General features: G+C 70.8%; 11 protein-coding genes and 3 pseudogenes. 8 read left to right on the forward strand and 6 right to left on the reverse strand.

Annotated features, from left to right (window positions below; translation table 11 throughout):
* Positions 1–447 precede the first annotated feature (447 nt).
* Complete coding sequence (locus H293_RS0112555; protein ID WP_020118234.1) at positions 448–1,476, forward strand: LacI family DNA-binding transcriptional regulator; 1,029 nt, start codon at positions 448–450, stop codon at positions 1,474–1,476.
* Here the strand turns inward: H293_RS0112555 and H293_RS0112560 are convergent.
* Complete coding sequence (locus H293_RS0112560) at positions 1,459–5,382, reverse strand: glycosyl hydrolase (protein ID WP_020118235.1); 3,924 nt, start codon at positions 5,380–5,382, stop codon at positions 1,459–1,461. The two genes, H293_RS0112555 and H293_RS0112560, sit on opposite strands and share 18 nt — an antisense overlap.
* A 240-nt stretch (positions 5,383–5,622) precedes the next feature.
* Between H293_RS0112560 and H293_RS0112565 the strand changes: the two genes are divergently transcribed.
* Complete coding sequence (locus H293_RS0112565) at positions 5,623–6,921, forward strand: MFS transporter (RefSeq protein WP_020118236.1); 1,299 nt, start codon at positions 5,623–5,625, stop codon at positions 6,919–6,921.
* 25 nt (positions 6,922–6,946) lie between these two features.
* On the forward strand, positions 6,947–8,419 hold the full coding sequence (locus H293_RS0112570) for an L-fucose/L-arabinose isomerase family protein (RefSeq protein WP_020118237.1): 1,473 nt from the start codon (positions 6,947–6,949) through the stop codon (positions 8,417–8,419).
* Positions 8,420–8,625: 206 nt separating this feature from the next.
* Here H293_RS0112570 and H293_RS60050 read toward each other — a convergent pair.
* Positions 8,626–9,034, reverse strand: a pseudogene (locus tag H293_RS60050) (FCD domain-containing protein).
* Between H293_RS60050 and H293_RS60060 the strand changes: the two are divergent.
* The 3 genes and pseudogenes from H293_RS60060 (at position 9,033) to H293_RS0112590 (ending at position 11,575) form a co-directional block, all read left to right on the forward strand.
* Positions 9,033–9,527 carry an ABC transporter permease subunit gene (locus H293_RS60060; RefSeq protein WP_259294459.1) on the forward strand — a complete coding sequence of 165 codons (495 nt, stop codon included), beginning with the start codon at positions 9,033–9,035 and terminating at the stop codon, positions 9,525–9,527. The pseudogene H293_RS60050 and the gene H293_RS60060 overlap by 2 nt on opposite strands.
* A pseudogene (locus H293_RS52650) lies at positions 9,520–10,559 on the forward strand (ABC transporter ATP-binding protein). Before H293_RS60060 ends, H293_RS52650 begins: the two are co-directional and overlap by 8 nt.
* A complete protein-coding gene (locus tag H293_RS0112590) occupies positions 10,556–11,575 on the forward strand; it encodes an ABC transporter ATP-binding protein (protein ID WP_020118242.1) in 1,020 nt (339 codons plus the stop codon). The pseudogene H293_RS52650 and the gene H293_RS0112590 overlap by 4 nt, the downstream one beginning before the upstream one ends.
* Before the next feature lie 59 nt (positions 11,576–11,634).
* Here the strand turns inward: H293_RS0112590 and H293_RS0112595 are convergent, their stop codons facing one another.
* From H293_RS0112595 to H293_RS0112605, 3 genes are all read right to left on the reverse strand, one after another.
* Positions 11,635–12,105, reverse strand: coding sequence for a carboxymuconolactone decarboxylase family protein (locus H293_RS0112595; protein WP_020118243.1), 471 nt, complete (start codon positions 12,103–12,105; stop codon positions 11,635–11,637).
* A gap of 90 nt (positions 12,106–12,195) precedes the next feature.
* Positions 12,196–12,861: a restriction endonuclease gene (locus H293_RS0112600; RefSeq protein WP_020118244.1), complete on the reverse strand. Its 666-nt coding sequence runs from the start codon at positions 12,859–12,861 to the stop codon at positions 12,196–12,198.
* Positions 12,862–13,040: 179 nt separating this feature from the next.
* The gene (locus H293_RS0112605) at positions 13,041–14,099 is read right to left on the reverse strand and encodes a glycoside hydrolase family 5 protein (RefSeq protein ID WP_020118245.1); all 1,059 of its coding nucleotides are present in this window, start codon (positions 14,097–14,099) and stop codon (positions 13,041–13,043) included.
* 148 nt (positions 14,100–14,247) lie between these two features.
* Between H293_RS0112605 and H293_RS0112610 the strand changes: the two genes are divergently transcribed.
* The gene (locus tag H293_RS0112610) at positions 14,248–15,294 is read left to right on the forward strand and encodes a LacI family DNA-binding transcriptional regulator (protein ID WP_020118246.1); all 1,047 of its coding nucleotides are present in this window, start codon (positions 14,248–14,250) and stop codon (positions 15,292–15,294) included.
* Between the two features lie 95 nt (positions 15,295–15,389).
* A pseudogene (locus H293_RS49410) lies at positions 15,390–15,917 on the forward strand (AAA family ATPase); the annotation flags it as partial.
* Positions 15,918–16,176: 259 nt separating this feature from the next.
* On the opposite strand, the gene icmF reads toward H293_RS49410, so the two are convergent.
* Complete coding sequence (gene icmF, locus H293_RS0112620) at positions 16,177–19,407, reverse strand: fused isobutyryl-CoA mutase/GTPase IcmF (protein WP_020118248.1); 3,231 nt, start codon at positions 19,405–19,407, stop codon at positions 16,177–16,179.
* Positions 19,408–19,501: the final 94 nt, after the last annotated feature.

Raw genomic sequence — 19,501 nt, forward strand, 5'->3', positions numbered from 1 at the left:
GAGCAATCCTCGGATCGCATGAGCGATCCTCGGGGAGGGGGGACACCGGATGGAAGCACGCCGGGCATGGACACGGCCAGTCGGGCGACCGGGCCTCACGGTGCAGGTCGGTTCCCGGCTTCACCGGCGTCGCAACACGGTCACCGAATCCACCGGGTTCTTCACAGGATTTGCTGCGGCGGTGCCCGCCCCTTCATCGCCGTGCGGTTCCGAAGACGGACACTCCACCACCAAAAAGCCCTGCGCCCGTGCGGCCATGACTACCGTTCAGTTTCCGCGTGACCGACCGGTGAACGGTGTGCGGGTTCACCGGATTTTCGATGCGGTCATCTCGGTTCCCGGCACGGAAAACGTTTTATTCGGTGCCGGGGTAGACTTGCGTCGCCCATGGGAAAGAGCGTCCGAGGACTACGTCCTGCCTGGTCGTACGGCTGCAACAGCGAGGGGGTGGACGCCATTTCGGTTCGCCCCGCCCGCATCCAGGACGTCGCGGCCGCCGCCGGGGTCTCCGTCTCCACCGTGTCGAACGTCCTGAACCGGCCCGAGCGGGTCAACGCGCGCACCGCCGAGCGGGTCCGCGACGCGGTCGCCGCACTCGACTACGTGCCCCATCCGGGAGCCGCCGGTCTGCGCACCGGGCACTCCTCGTCGATCGGCCTGGTGCTGCCCGACGTGGCCAACTCGTTCTACTCGCGTATCGCGCGCGGCGCCGCGGACGCGGCGTACGAGCACGGCTACTCCCTCGTCCTGTGCGACAGCGGGGACGCGCCGGAGCGGGAGCAGGGCTACTTCACCATGCTCATCGAGCAGCGGGCGGTCGGCGCGGTGGTGGTCCCGCTCAGCGCCGACCCCACCCGGCTGTCGCGGCTGCGCGAGCGCGGTATCCCGCTCGTGCTGGCGGACCGCGCAATGCCGGCCCAGGAGGGCTGTTCGGTCTCCGTGGACGACATCGCGGGGGGCCGTGTCGCCGTGCAGCACCTCCTCGACCGAGGGGCGCGCGACATCCTCGTCGTCAACGGCGAGCGCACGATCCGTCAGTGCGCCGACCGCTACCAGGGCGCCCGCCAGGCCGTGCGCACCCGGCGGGAGGCCCGCCTCGGCCAGGTCGTCGCCGAGGAGATGATGACGGTGGCGTACGGCAGCGACATCGCCCACGGCCTCGACGAGTTGCCCGACGGGGTGTTCTGCACCAACGACTTCCTCGCGGCGGGACTGTGCCGGGCACTGGGCGAGCGCGGTGTGAAGATCCCGGAGGACGTGCAGGTGGTCGGTTACGGCGACCTGGACCTCGCGAGCTTCGTGGGCACCACCTTGACGACGGTCCGCCAGCCGGTCGAGGAGCTCGGCCGGGCGGCCGTCGAGATGCTCCTGGACGAGGTGGAGGCCCGCACGGAACATGCCCACGAGGCACGGGTGTTCGCCCCGGCGCTGGTCCTGCGGGACTCCACACGGGCTTCCTCAGACGCGCCTTTCTAGCCGCACCGGGCCCAGCAGCCCCGACGGGAGCTGGGAGGGGAAGGCCCAGGCGGTCGGCGTGGCCTCGGCGAGATACGGCGCCAGGGTGTTGTGGACGGTCACGTCGAGACGGACGGTACGCCCGGCGGTGCCGCGCAGTGCGAAGCGATACGGCGCGCAGAACGCCTCGCCGACGAGTTCACCGTCGACGCGCACCTCGACGCTGCCGCGCACCCGCCCCAGGTCCAGCACCGGGTCCGGCCCGGCCGGCACCTCCAGGGTCCGCGCATAGGTCACACCCCCGCTCCAACCGCCCAGGCCCAGCTCGCCCCACTCCCCCAGCGGCAGGGGCGCGGGTACCGTGCGCACCCGTACCGGTCCTCGCCAGGCGGAACCGCCGCGCCGAACGGCCGTGGGAGCGGTGACGACCTCGCACTCGGCCGCCTTGCCGAGCGGTTGGTCCCACGTCAATTCATGTCCCTCCAGGGCCAGTTCCGGACCGCCGTCGATGATCACCCGGGCGGGGAGCTCCAGTGGCAGGTCGAGCGACACGGTCCCCGCAGGCACGGTGAAGCGGAAGCGCTGCTCGGCCTCCCGGAGATCGTCGGTGGACCGCAGGGGCAGTACGGAGGAGCCGAGCACCGGGGCGCCGGCCAGCCACTCGGCCCCGGGCAGCGGGTGCGGCCGTACCGCGGCGCCGCAGTGCTGCAACTCCCCCCACCGGCCCTCGTGTTCGACGGTCGAGCCGTGCCAGTCCCCCGTCCGTGCCTCCCAACCCGGGCCGCTGACCAGAGCGGTCGTGTCCGCCACGAGGTCGACGTAGATCCCGTCGCGCGCATCGACGCTGTCGGCCACGACATCGAGCACGTGATCGCCGCCGCTCAGCGTCAGTTCGTGCCGGAAGAACATCGGTACCGCGCCCCAGTCGGACTCGTAGTACTCCACCTTCTCCTGCCGTGCCACGACGGCCCCGTCGAGCAGGACGGTCACCCCGACCGCGGCGCCCACGACGAGGACCGCCGCCGTTCCCCGGCCCGGGGCACCGATCCGGCCGCGGTAGGTCACGCTGCCGTCCGGCCGCACGCCGTCGGGCAGGCGCATGAACAGGGGGCGCGGCCCGAACCCGTCCGGGCGGGACAGACAGAAGAAGCTGCCCAACGGGGTGTCGGCGGCGCCCGAGATGGTCTGCGGCCGGTCCTGCGCGTCGGACAGCTCGTACTCCAGCACATTGCGGGCCCGTTCGACCTCCACCCGGGCCGATGCCAGATAGCCGCCGCCCGCCTCCAGCCGACTGCCGTTCCACCACACGCGTTTGACCGCCGCAGCGCCGATGTGCAGGTCGGCAGGCCCCCGATGGTCGGTCTCCACGACGGCCCTGACCCGGGCGACCGTCCCGCTCACGGGCACCGGGACGCGCACGAACTCCTCCGGCACCAGGCCCTTGTTGCCGAGCAGGCCGTCCGGGTCCGGGATGCCGCGGCTCGACGAGTACAGCGAGACATCCCAGTCCGGGGATGCCAACTCCCGCTCACCGGACAGGACTTCCTCGACACCGGCAGGGTTCAGAGGAGCCGGCGCCTGCGCGGCGGGCACGGGCGCGAGGACGCGGACACGGTTGCCGTAGGTCGCCCGCACCGGCTCCCAGGAGTCCTCGGTCTCGGTCCACCGCATGGTCCAGATCTGCGGTTCGGCGAGCGGGGCTCCAGCGGGCAGGGCCAGGTCGCCCCAGGTGTTGTCCATGGTGGGAGCGAGCCGGCCCTCCCAGCCGGTCGACAGGTCGAGGGACTCCGTCGACGCCGTGGGCAGCGCAGGTGACGCGTCCGTCGGCGGGCCTTCGCGCCATACGACGAGGGCGGCGGGCGCGCCCTCCAGCGGCACCTCGATGGTCGAGACGCCGTCGGTGACGGTGACGCGTCCGGGGCGACGGGTGCCGGTCGCCGGGTTCCAGATCTCGGCCTCGGCGACCGGGGCCCGCACGGTGACGGAGGAGGTGCGGGCGTAGCTCGCGGGGTCGATCTCGTGGCGGCCCCTGGGAGGATGCGTGCGGGCGTCGGGGAACGTCCCCGTGACCAGCGCGACCGCCGCGTCGCCGTTCCTCCTGACGAGGAGGGGTACCTCGCCCCTGGCGTATCCGGAGGCGTCGGCCACCGCCGCCGCACCGGCCTCCGCGTCGGACACCCGCTCCAGGCGGGGATGGTCCAGCAGCGCGGCCACCACGGAGTCGTCACCCGCGAGCCCGGCCGCCTGTGTCGGCGGGCGGCCGACGACCACGACCCGTCCTCCGGCGTCGAGGAGTTCGGCCAGTCGGCGGGCCGTCTCGTGCTCCAGGACACTCGCCGAGGGCAGCAGGACCGCGGTGTACGCCAGGTCCCTGATGCGCAGGGCCCCGTCGCCGGCCTTGGCGGCCTGCACGGAGGCGTCGTCGATGACGTCGAAGGAGACGCGCCGGCGGTCGAGGGCGCCGACGGCGGGCTCAAGCCAGTTGTTGGTGCCGCACAGCTCCAGGTAGTGGCGCTGGGTCTCGTCCACGTCGGCGTGGGCCTCGCCGAGGCGGCCGTCGCCGAAGTGCTGGACGGGAGCGTCCAGGGGAAGGAGGGCCTGCATGGTGGCGGTGGGGTGCAGGACCGCCACGTCGGCGCTGTAGGTGCCCCAGGACAGGATCGAGCAGATCCGGGCGACGGCCCGGGAGAAGGCCGGGTACTGCCGCCAGTAGGGCTGGCGCCAGTCGGTGGACGGCGGCGCCCACTCGAACCAGCCGCCCGCGGTGCCGAAGTAACTGGCGTGCGGGTTGTAGAGGTTGGCGCCGCTGCGCAGGAACGGCAGCAGCCAGTCGTAGGTCTCCTCCAGGGTGCCGCCCCAGCCGGAGGAGTGGAACGACTCGATCCAGACCCGCTCGTGGCCGTAGAGGTGGGCCATGGAGGAGTGGACCTTGGCGTCGCCGTGGTGGTCGCTGCCGGCGGCGCTGTACCAGCGGTGGGTGCGGAAGTAGTCGGTGTAGAGCTGCGTCGACTGGGCCGGGAAGCCGGAGCGGGCGGGGTGGCTCTGGTCGCAGCCCAGGAGCAGGCCGCGCTCCTCGTGCCAGGCGGCGAGGGGACGGAACAGGGCCTCCTCGGTGAGTTCGGCGCGGACGGCGTAGTAGTCGGCGCGGATCCGCTGTGCCCGGTCGGAGTCGTCCCCCGTGAAGAGGGCGGGGAGGTGTTCGAGGAGGTCGTAGCCGCGCCGGGTCCGGAACTCCTCGGGGAAGCGACCGGTCCAGGAGTTGGTGGCGGGCAGTTCGTCCTGGAAGCTGCCGGCGATGACGTTGCCCAGGTACTCGGGCACGCGGCGGTCGTACTCGTGGTGGATGGCGTCGAACAGGAGACCGACGGATGCCGGGTTCAGATAGTCGAAGGCCGTGGGAACGGCGAGGACCAGGCGCACCTCGGTGCCGTCAGGAGCCTCGACGCGCGCCGGGCCGGTGACCGGCAGGCGGGCGCCCGAGCTGTCGTACGCGCCGAGCAGTGTCTCCGTGCCCTGCAGCGCGACGGTGCCGCCGGAGACGACCGTCCGGCGCGAGCGCAGGGCGCGGCCCGCCGCCTCGGGGTGCCTTCGGGTGATGCTCCCCTGGACGTTGGCGCCGGAGAAACCGATCTGGTCGTAGAACCACAGGCGCGTGCCCAGGTCCCCGGCGAGCTCGCAGGCGTCCGTGAAGCGGGCCCACCACTCCTCGCCGAACCACACCGGGTCGTCGGTGCGGGCGCCGAAGGTGGGGCCGGCCGGTGCCAGGTTGATCACCACGAGGTTGTGGACGCCGCCGTCCGCGAACCGGCGCAGCTGCCAGGCCAGGCGGTCGCGGGTCACCTTCGCGCCGGACCACCACCACAGCGGGGTGGGACCGAAGTCCCGGGGCGGATTGTCGAACAGCTGTCGCAGGGCTGGAGAGATCACGGATGGGTCCTTCCGACTACGGCCCGGACACTCTCACCGATCAAAAACGTTTTATGTCAGCCTCACCGTAGGACACGCCCACGGTGCCCACCAGAACTGCGGAGCCGTCAGGTCGATTCCACGGATGGCCGCATGACGTCTTGTTGGAACGTTTTTACCCTCCTATAGTCGCTGGACATCGGCCGAGAACAGCGACGTCCCCCTCCGCTCGGACCCCCTCTCCCCAGACGGAGCCGCATCATGGCCCGAACCTCGCCTGCCCCCAGCCAGCCGGAACCGCCCATCGAGAAGCGCCTGTGGAAGGTCGCGACCCTCTCCGGCATGGCGTCCTACCTCGACGCCGCTCTCATCGTGAGCATCGGCGTGAACCTGGCCATCTACCGCGACGCCTACGACATGGGCGTCTGGATGGCCGGTGCGATCAGCGCGATCGTCACCATCTGCATCGCCGTCGGTTCCCTCGTCGGCGGACGGCTCGCCGACGTGTTCGGCCGCCGCCGGCTCTACAACCTCGACATCCTCTGCTACGCCGTCGGAGCGGTCATCATCACGCTCGCGCCCGACGACATCACCCTTCTGGTGGGTGTCCTGCTCGCCGGTCTCGCGGCCGGTGCCGACCTGCCGACGTCCCTGGCCGTGGTCTCGGACGCGGCACCCGACCACGCCCGGGGGCGGCTCATCGCGTTCACGCAGGTCATGTGGATGCTGGGCATCATCGTCGTGGTCTTCGCCGGGTTCGCCCTGTCGGACACCGGCATGATCGGGGCGCGGCTCATCACCGCCCATCTGGCGGTCGCAGCGCTGGTCACCTGGCATCTGCGCTCACGGCTGGAGCTCGCCACCGGTCCGGATCCGGCCCAGGACGAGGTCCCGGTCGACAAGCCGGCCGCCGAACAGGGTGTCGCGCTCAGGAACGTCTGGACCCGTGCCGCCCTGGTGCCCATGCTCGCGACCTTCGCCTTCTACGTCACCTGGGGCCTTGGCGCCAACACCATGGGCCAGTTCACGACGTATCTGCTGGTCACCGTCAGCGGCGCCTCGCAGAGCGTGGCCACCGGCATCAACCTCGCCTGTCTCCCGATCGGCCTGCTGCTGACGCTCGCCTTCGTCCGGATCGCCGACGGCCCGAAGCGCGACCGCATGTTCTACATCGCCACCGTCGTACAGATCGCCGCCTTCGCGATCGGCACGCTCACGCTGGGCGCCATCGTCGGCTTCCTCGTCTTCTACGTCCTCTACCAACTGTCCTATCCCTTCGCGGGCGAGGCCAACTACAAGGTGTGGTCGCAGCTGACGCTGCCCGCGGACACCCGGGGCACCACACAGGGGATCACCTACGCCGTCTCGCGCGGGGTCTTCGCGGGCGTCGCGTTCGTCACCCCCGCCCTGCTCGACCGGAGCCCCAGCCTGTTGCTCTGGGTGATCACCGGCTGCATGGTGCTGTCGGCCTTCGCGGGCCTGTACATCGTCCGCGTCCTCGTCCCCCGCGCGTCCCCGGCCGCCACCGCACCGGCGGATCTGAAGGTCGCGCAGACCTGAACCGAATCCCGAAGGAGCGCCGACCATGGCGACGACCGAATCCACCACGACGTACGCCGGTGAACGGGAGGCCGGCCTGGGCGACTTGCTCCCGCCCGTGACCCGGCGCCGCCCGCGGATCGGGCTCGTCTCCGGCGGGCTCGGCACCTACTGGCCGCAGTTCCCGGGGCTGCTGCCCCAGTTGAAGGAGTCGGCGGCCTATGTCGCCGAGCGGCTGGGCCGGTTGGACGCGGAGGTGACGGACGCCGGGTTCGTCTCCGACGCACAGGAGGGCGCGGCCGCCGCCGAGCGGCTCCGGCTGGTGGACTGCGATCTGATCGTGCTGTTCCTGACCACCTATCTGACCTCGTCGATGGTGCTGCCGATCGCGCAGCGCACGAACACCCCGGTGCTGGTGGTCGACCTCCAGCCGTCCGAGCGGATGGACCACGCCTCCTTCGACACGGGCGACTGGCTGGCGTACTGCTCGCAGTGCTCCGTGCCGGAGGTCGGGAACGTCTTCCGCCGGGCCGGCATCCCCTTCCGGTCGGTGTCGGGGTGGCTGCGGCAGGAGTCGGCGTGGCGGCGCGTCGAGCGGTGGGTGCGGGCCGCGCACGTCCGGGCCGCGCTCCGGCATGCCCGGCATGGGCTCATGGGGCATGTGTATCCCGGGATGCTCGACGTGCAGACCGATCCGACGCTGTTGTCGGCGACGTTCGGCTCGCACGTCGAGGTGCTGGAGTTCGATGATCTGCGGCACCGGGTCGAGAAGGTGACGGAGGCGGAGACCCGGGAACGGGTGGAGCTCGCCCGGCGGATCTTCACCGTCGACGACAGCGTGGTCGACGAGGACTTCGCCTGGGGCGCGACCGTGTCGGTGGCTCTCGACCGGCTGGTGGAGGACTTCGGCCTCGACACGCTCGCGTACTACCACCGGGGTCTCGACGGCGAGCAGCACGAGCGGCTGGGCGCCGGCATGATCCTGGGCGCCTCCCTGCTCACCGCCCGGGGTGTGCCCGCGGCCGGGGAGTTCGAACTGCGTACCAGTCTCGCCCAGTTGGCCTCGCAGAGTGTCGGCGCCGGGGGGTCCTTCACGGAGATCCAGGCGCTGAACTTCGAGGACGGGGTGGTGGAGATGGGCCATGACGGTCCCGCCCACCTCGCGCTCAGCGCCCGCGATCCGCTGCTGCGCGGCCTCGGTGTCTACCACGGCAAGCGCGGCTGGGGTGTCAGCGTCGAGTTCGACGTCCGGCACGGGCCCGTGACCCTGCTCGGCCTCGGCCAGGACGCCGACGGCAGCCTGTCGTTCATCACATCGGAGGGCACGGTGGTCCCCGGGCCGCTGCTGGAGATCGGCAACACCACCAGCCGGGTCGACTTCGGCCGCGATCCCGGCGAGTGGGTGGACGCGTGGAGCGCGACGGGGGTCGGGCACCACTGGTCGCTGGCGGTGGGGCACCACGGCGCCGACTTCGGGGCCGCGGCGAGCCTGCTGGGGATCGATCACCGGGAGGTGTGAGACGGGGCGGACCGGGAGGCGGTTCCAAACGCCCCCCGGTGTGCCGCGGACGGGTGCCTCGCAGCCGGTCCGCAGACCTGGCCAAGTCCTCCACCACGGGAGCGGGCCCGCGGCAACCGAGCGGGCCTACTCGACCGGCGCCGGGCCGACCACACCCGGAGCCTGCGGAACGCGGCCCCGGTGAGCACTCCCTCCCTGCAGCCCCCTCAGTCCGGGCCCTCTTCCGTACCGCTCCGCCCCCGCACCCGGGCCAGCACCTCGCGGATCATCTCGGCGCTGATCATGAAGTGCTCCCGGGCGATCTCCTGCGCGCGCTCGGGCGCACCGGCGGCGACGGCCTCGTACAGTGCCGTGTGTCCGTGGCCGGCCCTCTCGTGCTGGGACCGCTCGCCCTTGCCCCAGGGCTCGACGGGGAAGCCCAGGCTGATCCGGGTCAGCAGGTCCCGGCTGAGCCGGGCGATCTGCGGATTGTGGGTGGCAGATCGCCTGGTGGAACGCGCTGTCGGCGGCCTGCTCCTCGCGCGGTGTGCTCGCGGAGAAGTGAGCAGCCAGGGCCTCCCGCATCGGCTCCAGGTCCTCGGGCCGCCGGCGCCGGGCGGCCGTCGCGGCCACCATGCCCTCCACCAGCCCGCGCAGGTCGAAGAGTTGCTCGAACTCGGTCCAGCGGGGCAGCAGTGTGCGGCGGACCGCGGCGGCGGTGGACTCGGTCCAGCTGTCGCGGACGAACGCTCCACCGTTGCGGCCCCGGCGGATCTCGACGACGCCCAGTGCCTGGAGGCGCGCCACCGCCTCGCGCACGGTGGGGCGGCTGACGTGCAGCAGCGCTGAGCGGCGGATCCTCGTCCGGCACGCCCTGCGCTGCTCGCTGATCCCCATCGTGTCGCTGTTCGGCCTGGACTTCGGGGCGCTCGTGGGCGGGGCCGCACTGCTCACCGAGGTGGTCTTCGGTCTGCCCGGCATCGGCAAGCTCACCTTCGACGCCCTGCAGAACCTGGACCTGCCCGTGATCATGGGCACGGTCCTGTACGCGGCGTTCTTCGTGGTCCTCGCCAACGCCCTGGTGGACATCCTGTACGCGCGACTGGATCCGAGGGCCCGCCATGCCTGAACCCCTGCTGGACGTACGCGACCTGAGAGTGCGGTTCCGCACCCGGCAGGGTCCTGTCACCGCCGTGGACGGTCTCTCCTTCCGCGTCGATGCCGGCGAAGTCCTGGGCGTGGTGGGCGAGTCGGGCTCCGGCAAGAGTGTGTCGATGCTGGCCGTGCTGCGGCTGCTGACCAGTCCAACGTGACCGTCTCGGGCGAGGTCCGCTTCCGTGGCCGGGACTTGCTCACCCTGCCCGACGAGGAGATGCGCGCGGTGCGGGGCCGGGAGATCGCGATGGTCTTCCAGGACCCGATGACCGCGCTGACCCCGGTGTACACCGTGGGCTGGCAGATCGCCGAGCAGATCCGGGCGCACGAACAGGTCTCCCGCAAGGAGGCACGGACTCGCGCGGTCCGGTTGCTCTCCGACGTCGGCATCCCGGACGCGGCCTCGCGGGTGAACGCCTATCCGCACGAGTTCTCCGGCGGCATGCGCCAGCGCGCGGTCATCGCGATGGCGCTCTCCTGCAGCCCCTCGCTGCTGATCGCCGACGAGCCGACGACGGCGCTGGACGTCACCGTCCAGGCGCAGATCCTTATTCTCATGCGGGAGTTGAACGCCCGCGGTGCGGCGATGGTGCTCATCACGCACGACATGGGCGTGGTCTCCCAGATCGCCGACCGGGTCCTCGTCATGTACGGCGGACGGGTGGCCGAGGAGGGCCCGCGGCGGGCGGTGTTCCACGGTCCGCGGCACCCGTACACCTGGGGGCTGCTCGACTCGGTGCCCCGGGTGGGCGGTGCCCGCTTGCGGCGGCTGCCCACCATCGCGGGCGTGCCGGTCTCGCCGGGGGACATTCCGGAGGGGTGCGCGTTCGCACCGCGCTGCCGGCTGCGGCACGACCGCTGCGAGGAGCGGCCCGCACTGTCCGCGGGCAGCGGCGAGGCGACCCATCGGGACGCCTGCTGGCTGCCGCCCGGCGACCGCGCGGGACTGCGGCTTACGGCCAGGCCGGACGCGGGAGAACGCTTGACCACGGAGGCGGCGTCGTGACAGTGGAGGAAGGCGTGACCGTGGACAGGGTGGCACCTGACGGGGAGATCCTGCTGCGCGCCACGGACGTCACCAAGCACTACCCCGTGCGCGGCAGACGTCAGGTGCTGCGCGCCGTCGACGGCGTCTCCCTTGAGGTGCGTGGCGGCGAGACCCTCGGTGTCGTCGGGGAGTCCGGGTGCGGCAAGTCCACGCTCGGCCGGTGTCTGGTCCGGCTCACCGAACTCACCAGCGGGCGCGTCGAGTTCGACGGGCAGGGCATCTCGACGCTGTCCACGCGCCGACTGCGGCCGGTGCGGCCGGGCATGCAACTGGTCTTCCAGGACCCGCAGGCCTCGCTCAACCCCCGCCGCCGCGCCGGGGACATCGCGGCCGAACCGCTGCTCGTGCACCGGTACGGCGACGCTGCCGCGGTCCGCCGCAAGGTCGGTGAGCTCTTCGACGTCGTAGGACTGGCGGCGGCCCATCTGGACCGGTATCCGCACGAGTTCTCCGGCGGGCAGCGCCAACGCATCGGTATCGCCCGGGCGCTGGCGACGAGCCCGAAGCTGGTCGTGGCCGACGAGCCGGTGTCCGCGCTGGACGTGTCGATCCAGGCGCAGGTGCTCAACCTGTTCGCCGACCTCCAGGAGGAGTTCGGCCTGACCTATGTCTTCATCGCGCACGATCTCGGTGTGGTCCGTCATGTGTCGGACCGGATCGCCGTCATGTATCTCGGTGAGATCGTCGAACTCGCCGGGACGGAGGCGTTGTACTCGGACCCGGCCCATCCGTACACCCAGGCCCTGCTGTCGGCGGTGCCGGACATCGACGACGGATCACCGACGGAGGAAGGCCCGCCCCGGGAACGCATCATCCTGACCGGCGAGGTGCCCAGTCCGGCGGACAAGCCCACCGGCTGCCCGTTCCGCACCCGGTGCCCCTATGCCCAGGAGCGGTGCGCGGCGGAGCGTCCGCGTCTGGCGGTCACGGCGTCCGGCCGCCAGGTGGCCTGTCACTACCCGCTGGCCGGCTGAGGGACCGAGGTCGGGCCCGGGGTCTGCAGCCCCCGGTCCGGCCACCCGGTCCGTCAGGCTCAGCCGAACTGACCGACCACGTAGTCGCCGGCCGGCTGCTGGGTCATGACGTTCAGCCGGTTGAAGGCGTTGATGACGGCGATCAGGGAGACCAGCGCGAGGAGCTGGTCCTCGTCGTAGTGCTTGGCCGCGTTCTCCCAGACCTCGTCCGAGACTCCCGTCCCGTCGGCGAGGCGGGTCCCCTGCTCCGCCAGCTCCAGGGCGGCCCGCTCGGCCTCGGTGAAGACCTTGGCCTCACGCCAGGCAGCGACCATGTGCAGACGCTGCGCGGTCTCGCCCGCGGCGGCGGCCTCCTTGGTGTGCATGTCGAGGCAGAACCCGCAGCCGTTGATCTGGCTCGCGCGGATCTTCACCAGTTCCTGGGTCGTCATCGGCAGTCCCGAGTCCGTGACCACCTTGCCCGCCATGGCGAAGTGCTTGAGCAGCTTGCCTGCCAGGGGGCTGGTGAAGACGTCGAGTCGGGCTTCCATGGTGTGCTCCTTCGGCCGTTGTTGATGGCTACACACCTATGACTGAATGGCCCGGCGGATTGTGACACGCACGGATGTGACCTGCGTCTCCTAGTCTCCGTAGGCCTGCTTCCAGCGGGTCCGGTGCCGGGCGTCGCCCTGACCGCGGCCGTTCACCCCGGCCAGCGACACGAGGGAGGCGCCGTTGTTCCACAGGCCGAGGAGGTCGCGGTGGACGGCGAGGATGTCGTGCTCCACGGCGAACCTCTCGGAGGGGCCGGTGAAGCGCGAGGTCGTGACGAAGACGGCCACGTCGGCGCGGAAGTGCACCCGCGCGCCCAGCAGATCGCGCAGCTCTCGGTTGGGGACGGCCCTGCTCGGTGCGTACCGTTTGCACTGGACGACCATCGTCCGGCCGTCCGGCAACCGCCCGAGGACATCGGCTCCGTTGTCTCCCGCGCCACCCACCCGGCGGACCTCCATGCAGCCGTCCCGGCGGCACAGCGCCGCGACCAGTTCCTCGAACTCGGTGCCCGTCATGACGTCCACCTCGGCGAGGGTCCGCCGGCCGGCCCGCACCGCGTCCTCCTGGCGCCACCGATGGTCCCGGCCGCGCAGCAGCCGGTCCGTGCGCCATAGCCACCAACCGATCGTCCCCGCGGCACCGACCAGGAGGAAACCCAACAGATACGGCCACACGCGCGTCCAGAACACCATCAGGAGGACCAGCGCCAGCGCGCCGCCTCCCGCGCCCCACTTGATCCTCCGCGCCCGCATTCTGCCAGCGGCCGTACTCCGTCGACGCCTGGCCACGGCGACCTCCCCCGGTGTCCCTGTCCAGAAGTCTGGGCAGTCCAGGAGGGCGCGGGAAGGGCGCGAGTCGGCCATGTCCGAGCAGTGGCCTTGGACGCCGGTCGGCCGCGGCACCGAGGCACCGCGGCCGGCCGGGGAACGGGTCAGCCCTGGACGGGCTTGCCGCGGCCCCAGGCCCAGGCGAGGCGGTCGGCGCCGGTCTGGTTGGTGGTCTCCAGCCACGGGCGGTCGGCGGGCCCGACGAGCTTCTGCACCGAGTAGATGTCGTCGGTGCGCAGGCCCGGCCAGTACACCGAGCCCATCTTCAGCTCGCGGAAGGTGTCGGTGACGGCCTGCACGTAGTTGACGAAGTTGTCGTCCGGGGTCTTCACGTTGTAGTTCAGACCGGTCGTCATCGGCGCGCCGAACTCGTCCGCCACGGTCCGGTTCGCGCAGTCGCCGATGCGCACCTTCAGGTCGGCGACCCACTCGTCGTAGGTGGCGTACGACTTCCAGAAGCCGTAGTGGTGCAGCGACAGGTAGGTGCCCTTCAGGCGCGGGTCGGCGCACACCGTGGTGACGTGGTCGTTGTAGTCGGCGCCGCTGACGAAGACGCGGTTGCGCGGCACGGACTTGTAGGTGTCGAGCCACTTCGCGGCGATGTCGGCCCACTGGGCGTCGGTGTAGCCGTGCGGCTCGTTCATCGGCTCGAAGTAGACCCGGGAGTTGCCCTTGTAGGCCTTGACGACGGTGTTCCACATCGGCCAGTAGGTGGCCTCGTCGTCGATGAAGCCGTCCTTGCGGTCGCCCGTGCCCTCCCAGTAGGACACGATGACCTTGAAGCCGTGGGCCGTCGCGGCGTCTATGACGCCCCGGTACGACTTCCAGTAGGAGCCGTTGACGGTGTACGGGTTGATCGGCAGCCGTACGGTGTTCGCGCCGAGGTTGGCGCGGAACGCCGAGATGACGCGGCTCGCCTTGGTGTACGTCTGGGCGTAGGTGTCGGAGGTCGACAGGCCCGACAGCTGAAGCTCGTCGTCGGCGAAGTTGTCGCGCGGGTCGGCCCAGTTGACGCCCTTGAACTGGGTCGTGTCGGTGGTCGGCGCGGCGGCGGAGGCGGGGCTGCCGGTGAGGGTGGCGCCGCTGATCGCGGCGATCGCGACGGCGACGAGCGAGGCACGCAGCCTCGGGGCGCGACGGGTGCTGACGGGGGTCTTGCGCATCGACCAAACCCTTTCGGAATGACAGCATGTTTACGTAAACATGACGGCGCCGGAATCGTGGCATCCGCCTCGGCGACCGTCAAGGTTTCCCACACGTAACATCCGGTGCGACACGCAACAGGTTTGCGTGCGGACGGAGGAGGCAGCAGTGGTGGAGCGGGGAGGTTCCGGTGTCCCCGGGGGCCGGCGCAAGCAGCGCGTGTCCATGGCGGACGTCGCCAAGCTCGCGGGCGTCTCCTCGCAGACCGTCTCACGGGTCTCCAACGGTCACCCCGGGGTGATCAGTTCGACGCGCGAGCAGGTCCTGGCGGCGATGCGGGAACTGGGGTACCGGCCCAACAGTGCCGCACGGGCCCTGCGCTACGGCCAGTTCAACACCATCGGCGTGATCCTGTTCAGCCTGTCCTCCACGGGCAACAGCCGCACGGTGGAGGCGATCGCCACGCACGCGGCGGCCGAGGGCTACGCGATCACGCTGATCCCCATCGACGTGCCGACGCAGGACAACGTCCTGGGCGCCTTCACGCGCATGGGTGAGCTGGCCGTCGACGCGGTCATCGTCATCATGGAGATTCATCTCCTCGACACCGGGACGGTGCAGCTGCCGCCCGGGGTGCATGTCGTCGTGGTGGACTCCGACGCAGGCGACCGCTACAGCGTGGTCGACACCGATCAGGCGGACGGCGCCCGGCAGGCCGTGCGGCATCTGCTCGACCTGGGCCATCGGACCGTATGGCATGTGACCGGTCCGCAGGCGTCCTTCGCGGGGCAGCGGCGGGCCCATGCCTGGCGTGCGGTGCTCCGGGAGGCCGGGCGGCCGGTGCCGCCCGCGCTGTACGGGGACTGGTCGGCCGAGTCCGGTTACGCGGCCGGGCTCGTGCTCGCCGACCCACCGGACTGCACGGCCGTGTTCGCCGCCAACGACCAGATGGCGCTGGGGCTGCTGCGCGCGTTCCACGAGCGGGGGCTGTCCGTGCCGTACGACGTCAGCGTGGTCGGTTTCGACGACATTCCCGACGCGGCGTTCTTCGTGCCGCCGCTCACCACCGTCCACCAGGACTTCGCGGAGGTGGGGCACCGCTGTGTCCAGAAGGTGCTGGAGCAGATCCGCGCGGGTGGCGGCGGACAGCCCGGAACCGATCTCGTCCCGACGCGCCTGGTGGTGAGGGGCAGTACCGCGGCGCCGCGGTGCTGACGCCGGTCGGATCGCGGGGCGGACGCCCGCGTCGGCGAGTGGCCCTGCATGATCTGAGGGGGCGAGGTGTTCACGAGGAACCGGGGGAAACGGCTGTGATCGTGTGGGTCAACGGGGCTTTCGGCAGCGGGAAGACCACGCTCGTGGAGGAACTGCGCCCGCGGTGGCCCGAGGCGCTGGTCCTCGACCCGGAGACGGTCGGCTATGTGCTGCGGGAGATCGTGGACGTGCCGACCGGCGACTTCCAGGATCTGCCGCTGTGGCGGCGACAGGTCGCCGGCCTGGCCGTCGGCCTGGTCGAGGAGTACCGGCGCCCGCTTCTGGTCCCCATGACCCTGGTCAACCCGGCGTACCTGGACGAGATCTTCGGCGCCCTGAAGGCCGCGGACGTCGTCGTCCACCACTTCTTCCTCAAGGTCGCTCCGGAGGTCCTGGCACGGCGGATCGACGCACGGAGCTTCTTCCCCGACGACCTGGCCCGGGAGGAACGCGTGCGGGCTTGGTGCAAGGCCCGCATCGAGGCGTGCACGGCCGCGGTCGACACCCTGCCCGGTGACACGGTGTTCCTCGACGGCGAGTCCACCCCGCGGGAACTGGCCGGCCAGGTGCTCGCCCACGTCGGTTTGGTCTCCCGGAAGACGATGCCGCAGACGGCCGTTCCCGACGGGACGCGCGGCCGGCTCCAGGGGATCGACATGGTGGTCCCGGCCGGAGGGCCACGGCTGGGCGGCCTCCTGCACGGCACGGTCGGCGACGCCCTCGGTGCCCCCCCGTACCCCGGGCCGGACAAGAGACGGCCGACCGGGCCGCCGGACCATGACAGTCGCCACGAGCGGGGAGCGTGACCTCCCCGCCTCATGACGACTGTTCTCCCGAGAACGGTCAGACGTTGCGCCGGTACTGGCCGCCGACCTCGAAGAAGGCCTCCGTGATCTGCTGGAGCGAGCAGACCCGGGTGGCGTCCATGAGCACCGCGAACACGTTCTCGCCGCGTACCGCCGCGTCCTTGAGGGCGGCCAGGGCGGCCTGGGCCTCGTCGTGGTGGCGGGCGTGGAAGTCCCGTACCCGCTCCAGCTGGGACTGCTTCTCCTCCTCGGTGGCGCGGGCGAGTTCGACGACACCGGGCTCGGCGGAGTCGGCGTGGGGGTTGCGGAAGGTGTTGACGCCGATCAGGGGCAGGGAGCCGTCGTGCTTACGCTGCTCGTAGAGCATCGACTCGTCCTGGATACGGCCGCGCTGGTAGCCGGTCTCCATCGCGCCGAGCACGCCACCGCGTTCGCTGATCCGCTCGAACTCCTGGAGCACGGCTTCCTCGACCAGGTCGGTGAGTTCGTCGATGATGAACGACCCCTGGAGCGGGTTCTCGTTCATCGCCAGGCCCCACTCCCGGTTGATGATCAGCTGGATGGCCAGGGCCCGGCGGACGGACTCCTCGGTGGGGGTGGTCACGGCCTCGTCGTAGGCGTTGGTGTGCAGGCTGTTGCAGTTGTCGTAGATGGCGATGAGCGCCTGGAGCGTGGTGCGGATGTCGTTGAAGTCCATCTCCTGCGCGTGCAGGGAGCGTCCGGAGGTCTGGACGTGGTACTTCAGCTTCTGGCTGCGCTCGCCGGCGCCGTACTTCTCCTTCATCGCGACCGCCCAGATCCGGCGGGCGACCCGGCCGAGGACCGAGTACTCGGGGTCCATGCCGTTGGAGAAGAAGAACGACAGGTTGGGGGCGAAGTCGTCGACGCGCATGCCGCGGGCGAGGTAGGCCTCGACGTAGGTGAAGCCGTTGGCCAGGGTGAAGGCGAGCTGGCTGATGGGGTTCGCCCCGGCTTCGGCGATGTGGTAGCCGGAGATGGACACCGAGTAGAAGTTGCGGACCTGCTGCTGGATGAACCACTCCTGGATGTCGGCCATCATCCGCAGGGAGAACTCGGTGGAGAACAGACAGGTGTTCTGGCCCTGGTCCTCCTTGAGGATGTCGGCCTGCACGGTGCCGCGCACGTTCGCCAGCGCGTGCGCGCGCAGTTCGGCCGCTTCCTCGGGCGAGGGGTCACGGCCCTCCTCGGCACGGAACCGCTCGGTCCGCTGGTCGATCGCCGTGTTGAGGAAGAACGCCAGGACGGCCGGTGCGGGTCCGTTGATCGTCATCGACACCGAGGTCGTGGGCGCCACCAGGTCGAAGCCGTCGTAGAGCGCCTTCATGTCCTCCAGGGTGGCCACCGAGACGCCGGAGGTGCCGACCTTGCCGTAGATGTCGGGGCGTTCGTCGGGGTCACGGCCGTAGAGAGTGACGGAGTCGAAGGCGGTGGACAGGCGGGTCGCCGGCTGGCCCTCCGACAGGAGCTTGAAGCGTCGGTTGGTGCGGAAGGGGTCGCCCTCGCCGGCGAACATCCGGGCCGGGTCCTCGCCGTCGCGCTTGAAGGGGAACACGCCGGCGGTGAAGGGGAAGTGGCCGGGCAGGTTCTCCGCCCGCCAGAACCGGACCAGTTCGCCGTGGTCGGTGAAGCGGGGCAGGGCGACGCGGGGGATCTTGTTGCCCGACAGGGACTCGCGGGTCAGCTTGGTGCGGATCTCCCGGTCCCGCACCTTCACGACCTGCTCGTCGCCGGAGTAGGAGGCGATCACCGAGGGCCAGTTCGTGATCTGTTCAGTGATCTCGTACGGCAGCTGCCGACGCGCCTCGGTCAGCAGGGACCGTACGTCCTCGGAATCCAGGCCGGCGTCGGCGAGTTCGGCCTCGACGAGCTCCAGCCGCTGAACTCGCCGTGTCTGTTCGGCCAGTTGAAGTGTCTCGGCGTGGTAGCCGCGGACGGCATCGGTGATCTCGGCGAGGTAGCGCACCCGGTCCGCGGGGACCACCTGGCGGATGCCGGAGGAATGCCGTACGTCCACCGGGACCAGGGCCCCCTCGGACAGCGTCAGGCCCTTCTCCGCCAGAATGCTCTTCAGGTGCTGGTGGAGCGCGGTGACGCCGTCGTCGTTGAAGGTGGCCGCGGAGGTGCCGTACACAGGCATGTCCTCGGGCCGCTTGCCGAACGCCTCGCGGTTGCGGACCAGTTGGCGGCCCACGTCCCGCAGCGCGTCCTTGGCACCGCGCCGCTCGAACTTGTTGATCGCCACGACGTCGGCGAAGTCGAGCATGTCGATCTTCTCCAGCTGCGAGGCCGCGCCGAACTCCGGAGTCATCACGTACAGGGACGCGTCGACGAACGGCACGATCGCCGCGTCGCCCTGGCCGATGCCCGGCGTCTCCACGATCACCAGGTCGAATCCGGCGGCCTTCACGACGTCGATCACGTCGGAGAGGTGCTCGGGCAGCTCGCGGCTGCCCCGGGTGGCGAGGCTGCGGAAGAACACCCGGTCGCCGTCGAGGGAGTTCATCCGGATCCGGTCGCCGAGCAGCGCTCCGCCGCCCCGCCGACGCGTCGGGTCGACCGCGATCACGGCGATGCGCAGGGCGTCCCGCTGGTCGACGCGGAACCTTCGTACCAACTCGTCGGTCAGGGACGACTTCCCGGAGCCGCCGGTGCCGGTGATACCGAGCACCGGCACGTTGCGCGCGGCCGCCGTGGTCCGCAGTTCGCGTCGGAACTCCTCGGGCAGCTTGCCGAGTTCGGCACCGGTGAGGGCACGGGCGATCGCGAAACGGTCGCCGGTCAGCACCGCGGTGAGGTCGGCCGGCCTGCCGTCCCAGAGGTCGAAGTCGCAGTCCTTGACGACGGTGTTGACCATTCCCGCGAGCCCCAGTCGCTGGCCGTCCTCGGGGGAGAAGATCGTCACCCCGCTCTCCCGGAGCCGGGCGATCTCCTCCGGCACGATCACTCCGCCACCGCCGCCCACCACCCGGATGTGCTCCGCGCCCTGCTTCCGCAGCGAGGCCACCAGGTACTCGAAGTACTCCACATGTCCGCCCTGGTAGGACGAGACCGCCACGCCGTGCGCGTCCTCCTCCAGAGCCGCGTCCACGACCTCCCGCACGGACCGGTTGTGGCCGAGGTGGATGACTTCGGCGCCCTGCGACTGGAAGATCCGTCGCATGATGTTGATCGAGGCGTCGTGCCCGTCGAACAGCGCCGAGGCGGTGACCAGGCGGACGGGGTGGACGGGGCGATGCAGATCGCTCATGGCGGAGCCTTCCCGGGGCACGTCGAAGAACGCGAGCTGAGAAAATAGTAGGACGTCCTAGTAAATATACGGGGTCGGGGTGAGGAGAAGCACA

The sequence above is a fragment of the Streptomyces canus 299MFChir4.1 genome (assembly GCF_000383615.1).
GTDB classification, from domain to species: domain Bacteria; phylum Actinomycetota; class Actinomycetes; order Streptomycetales; family Streptomycetaceae; genus Streptomyces; species Streptomyces canus_C.

Coding starts and splice junctions, on each gene's coding strand:
- H293_RS0112565 (WP_020118236.1), top strand. CDS start 5,623: ATGGCCCGAACCTCGCCTGCCCCCAGCCAGCCGGAACCGCCCATCGAG.
- H293_RS0112570 (WP_020118237.1), top strand. CDS start 6,947: ATGGCGACGACCGAATCCACCACGACGTACGCCGGTGAACGGGAGGCC.
- H293_RS60060 (WP_259294459.1), top strand. CDS start 9,033: ATGCCCTCCACCAGCCCGCGCAGGTCGAAGAGTTGCTCGAACTCGGTC.
- H293_RS0112595 (WP_020118243.1), bottom strand. CDS start 12,105: ATGGAAGCCCGACTCGACGTCTTCACCAGCCCCCTGGCAGGCAAGCTG.
- H293_RS0112600 (WP_020118244.1), bottom strand. CDS start 12,861: ATGCGGGCGCGGAGGATCAAGTGGGGCGCGGGAGGCGGCGCGCTGGCG.
- H293_RS0112605 (WP_020118245.1), bottom strand. CDS start 14,099: ATGCGCAAGACCCCCGTCAGCACCCGTCGCGCCCCGAGGCTGCGTGCC.
- icmF (WP_020118248.1), bottom strand. CDS start 19,407: ATGAGCGATCTGCATCGCCCCGTCCACCCCGTCCGCCTGGTCACCGCC.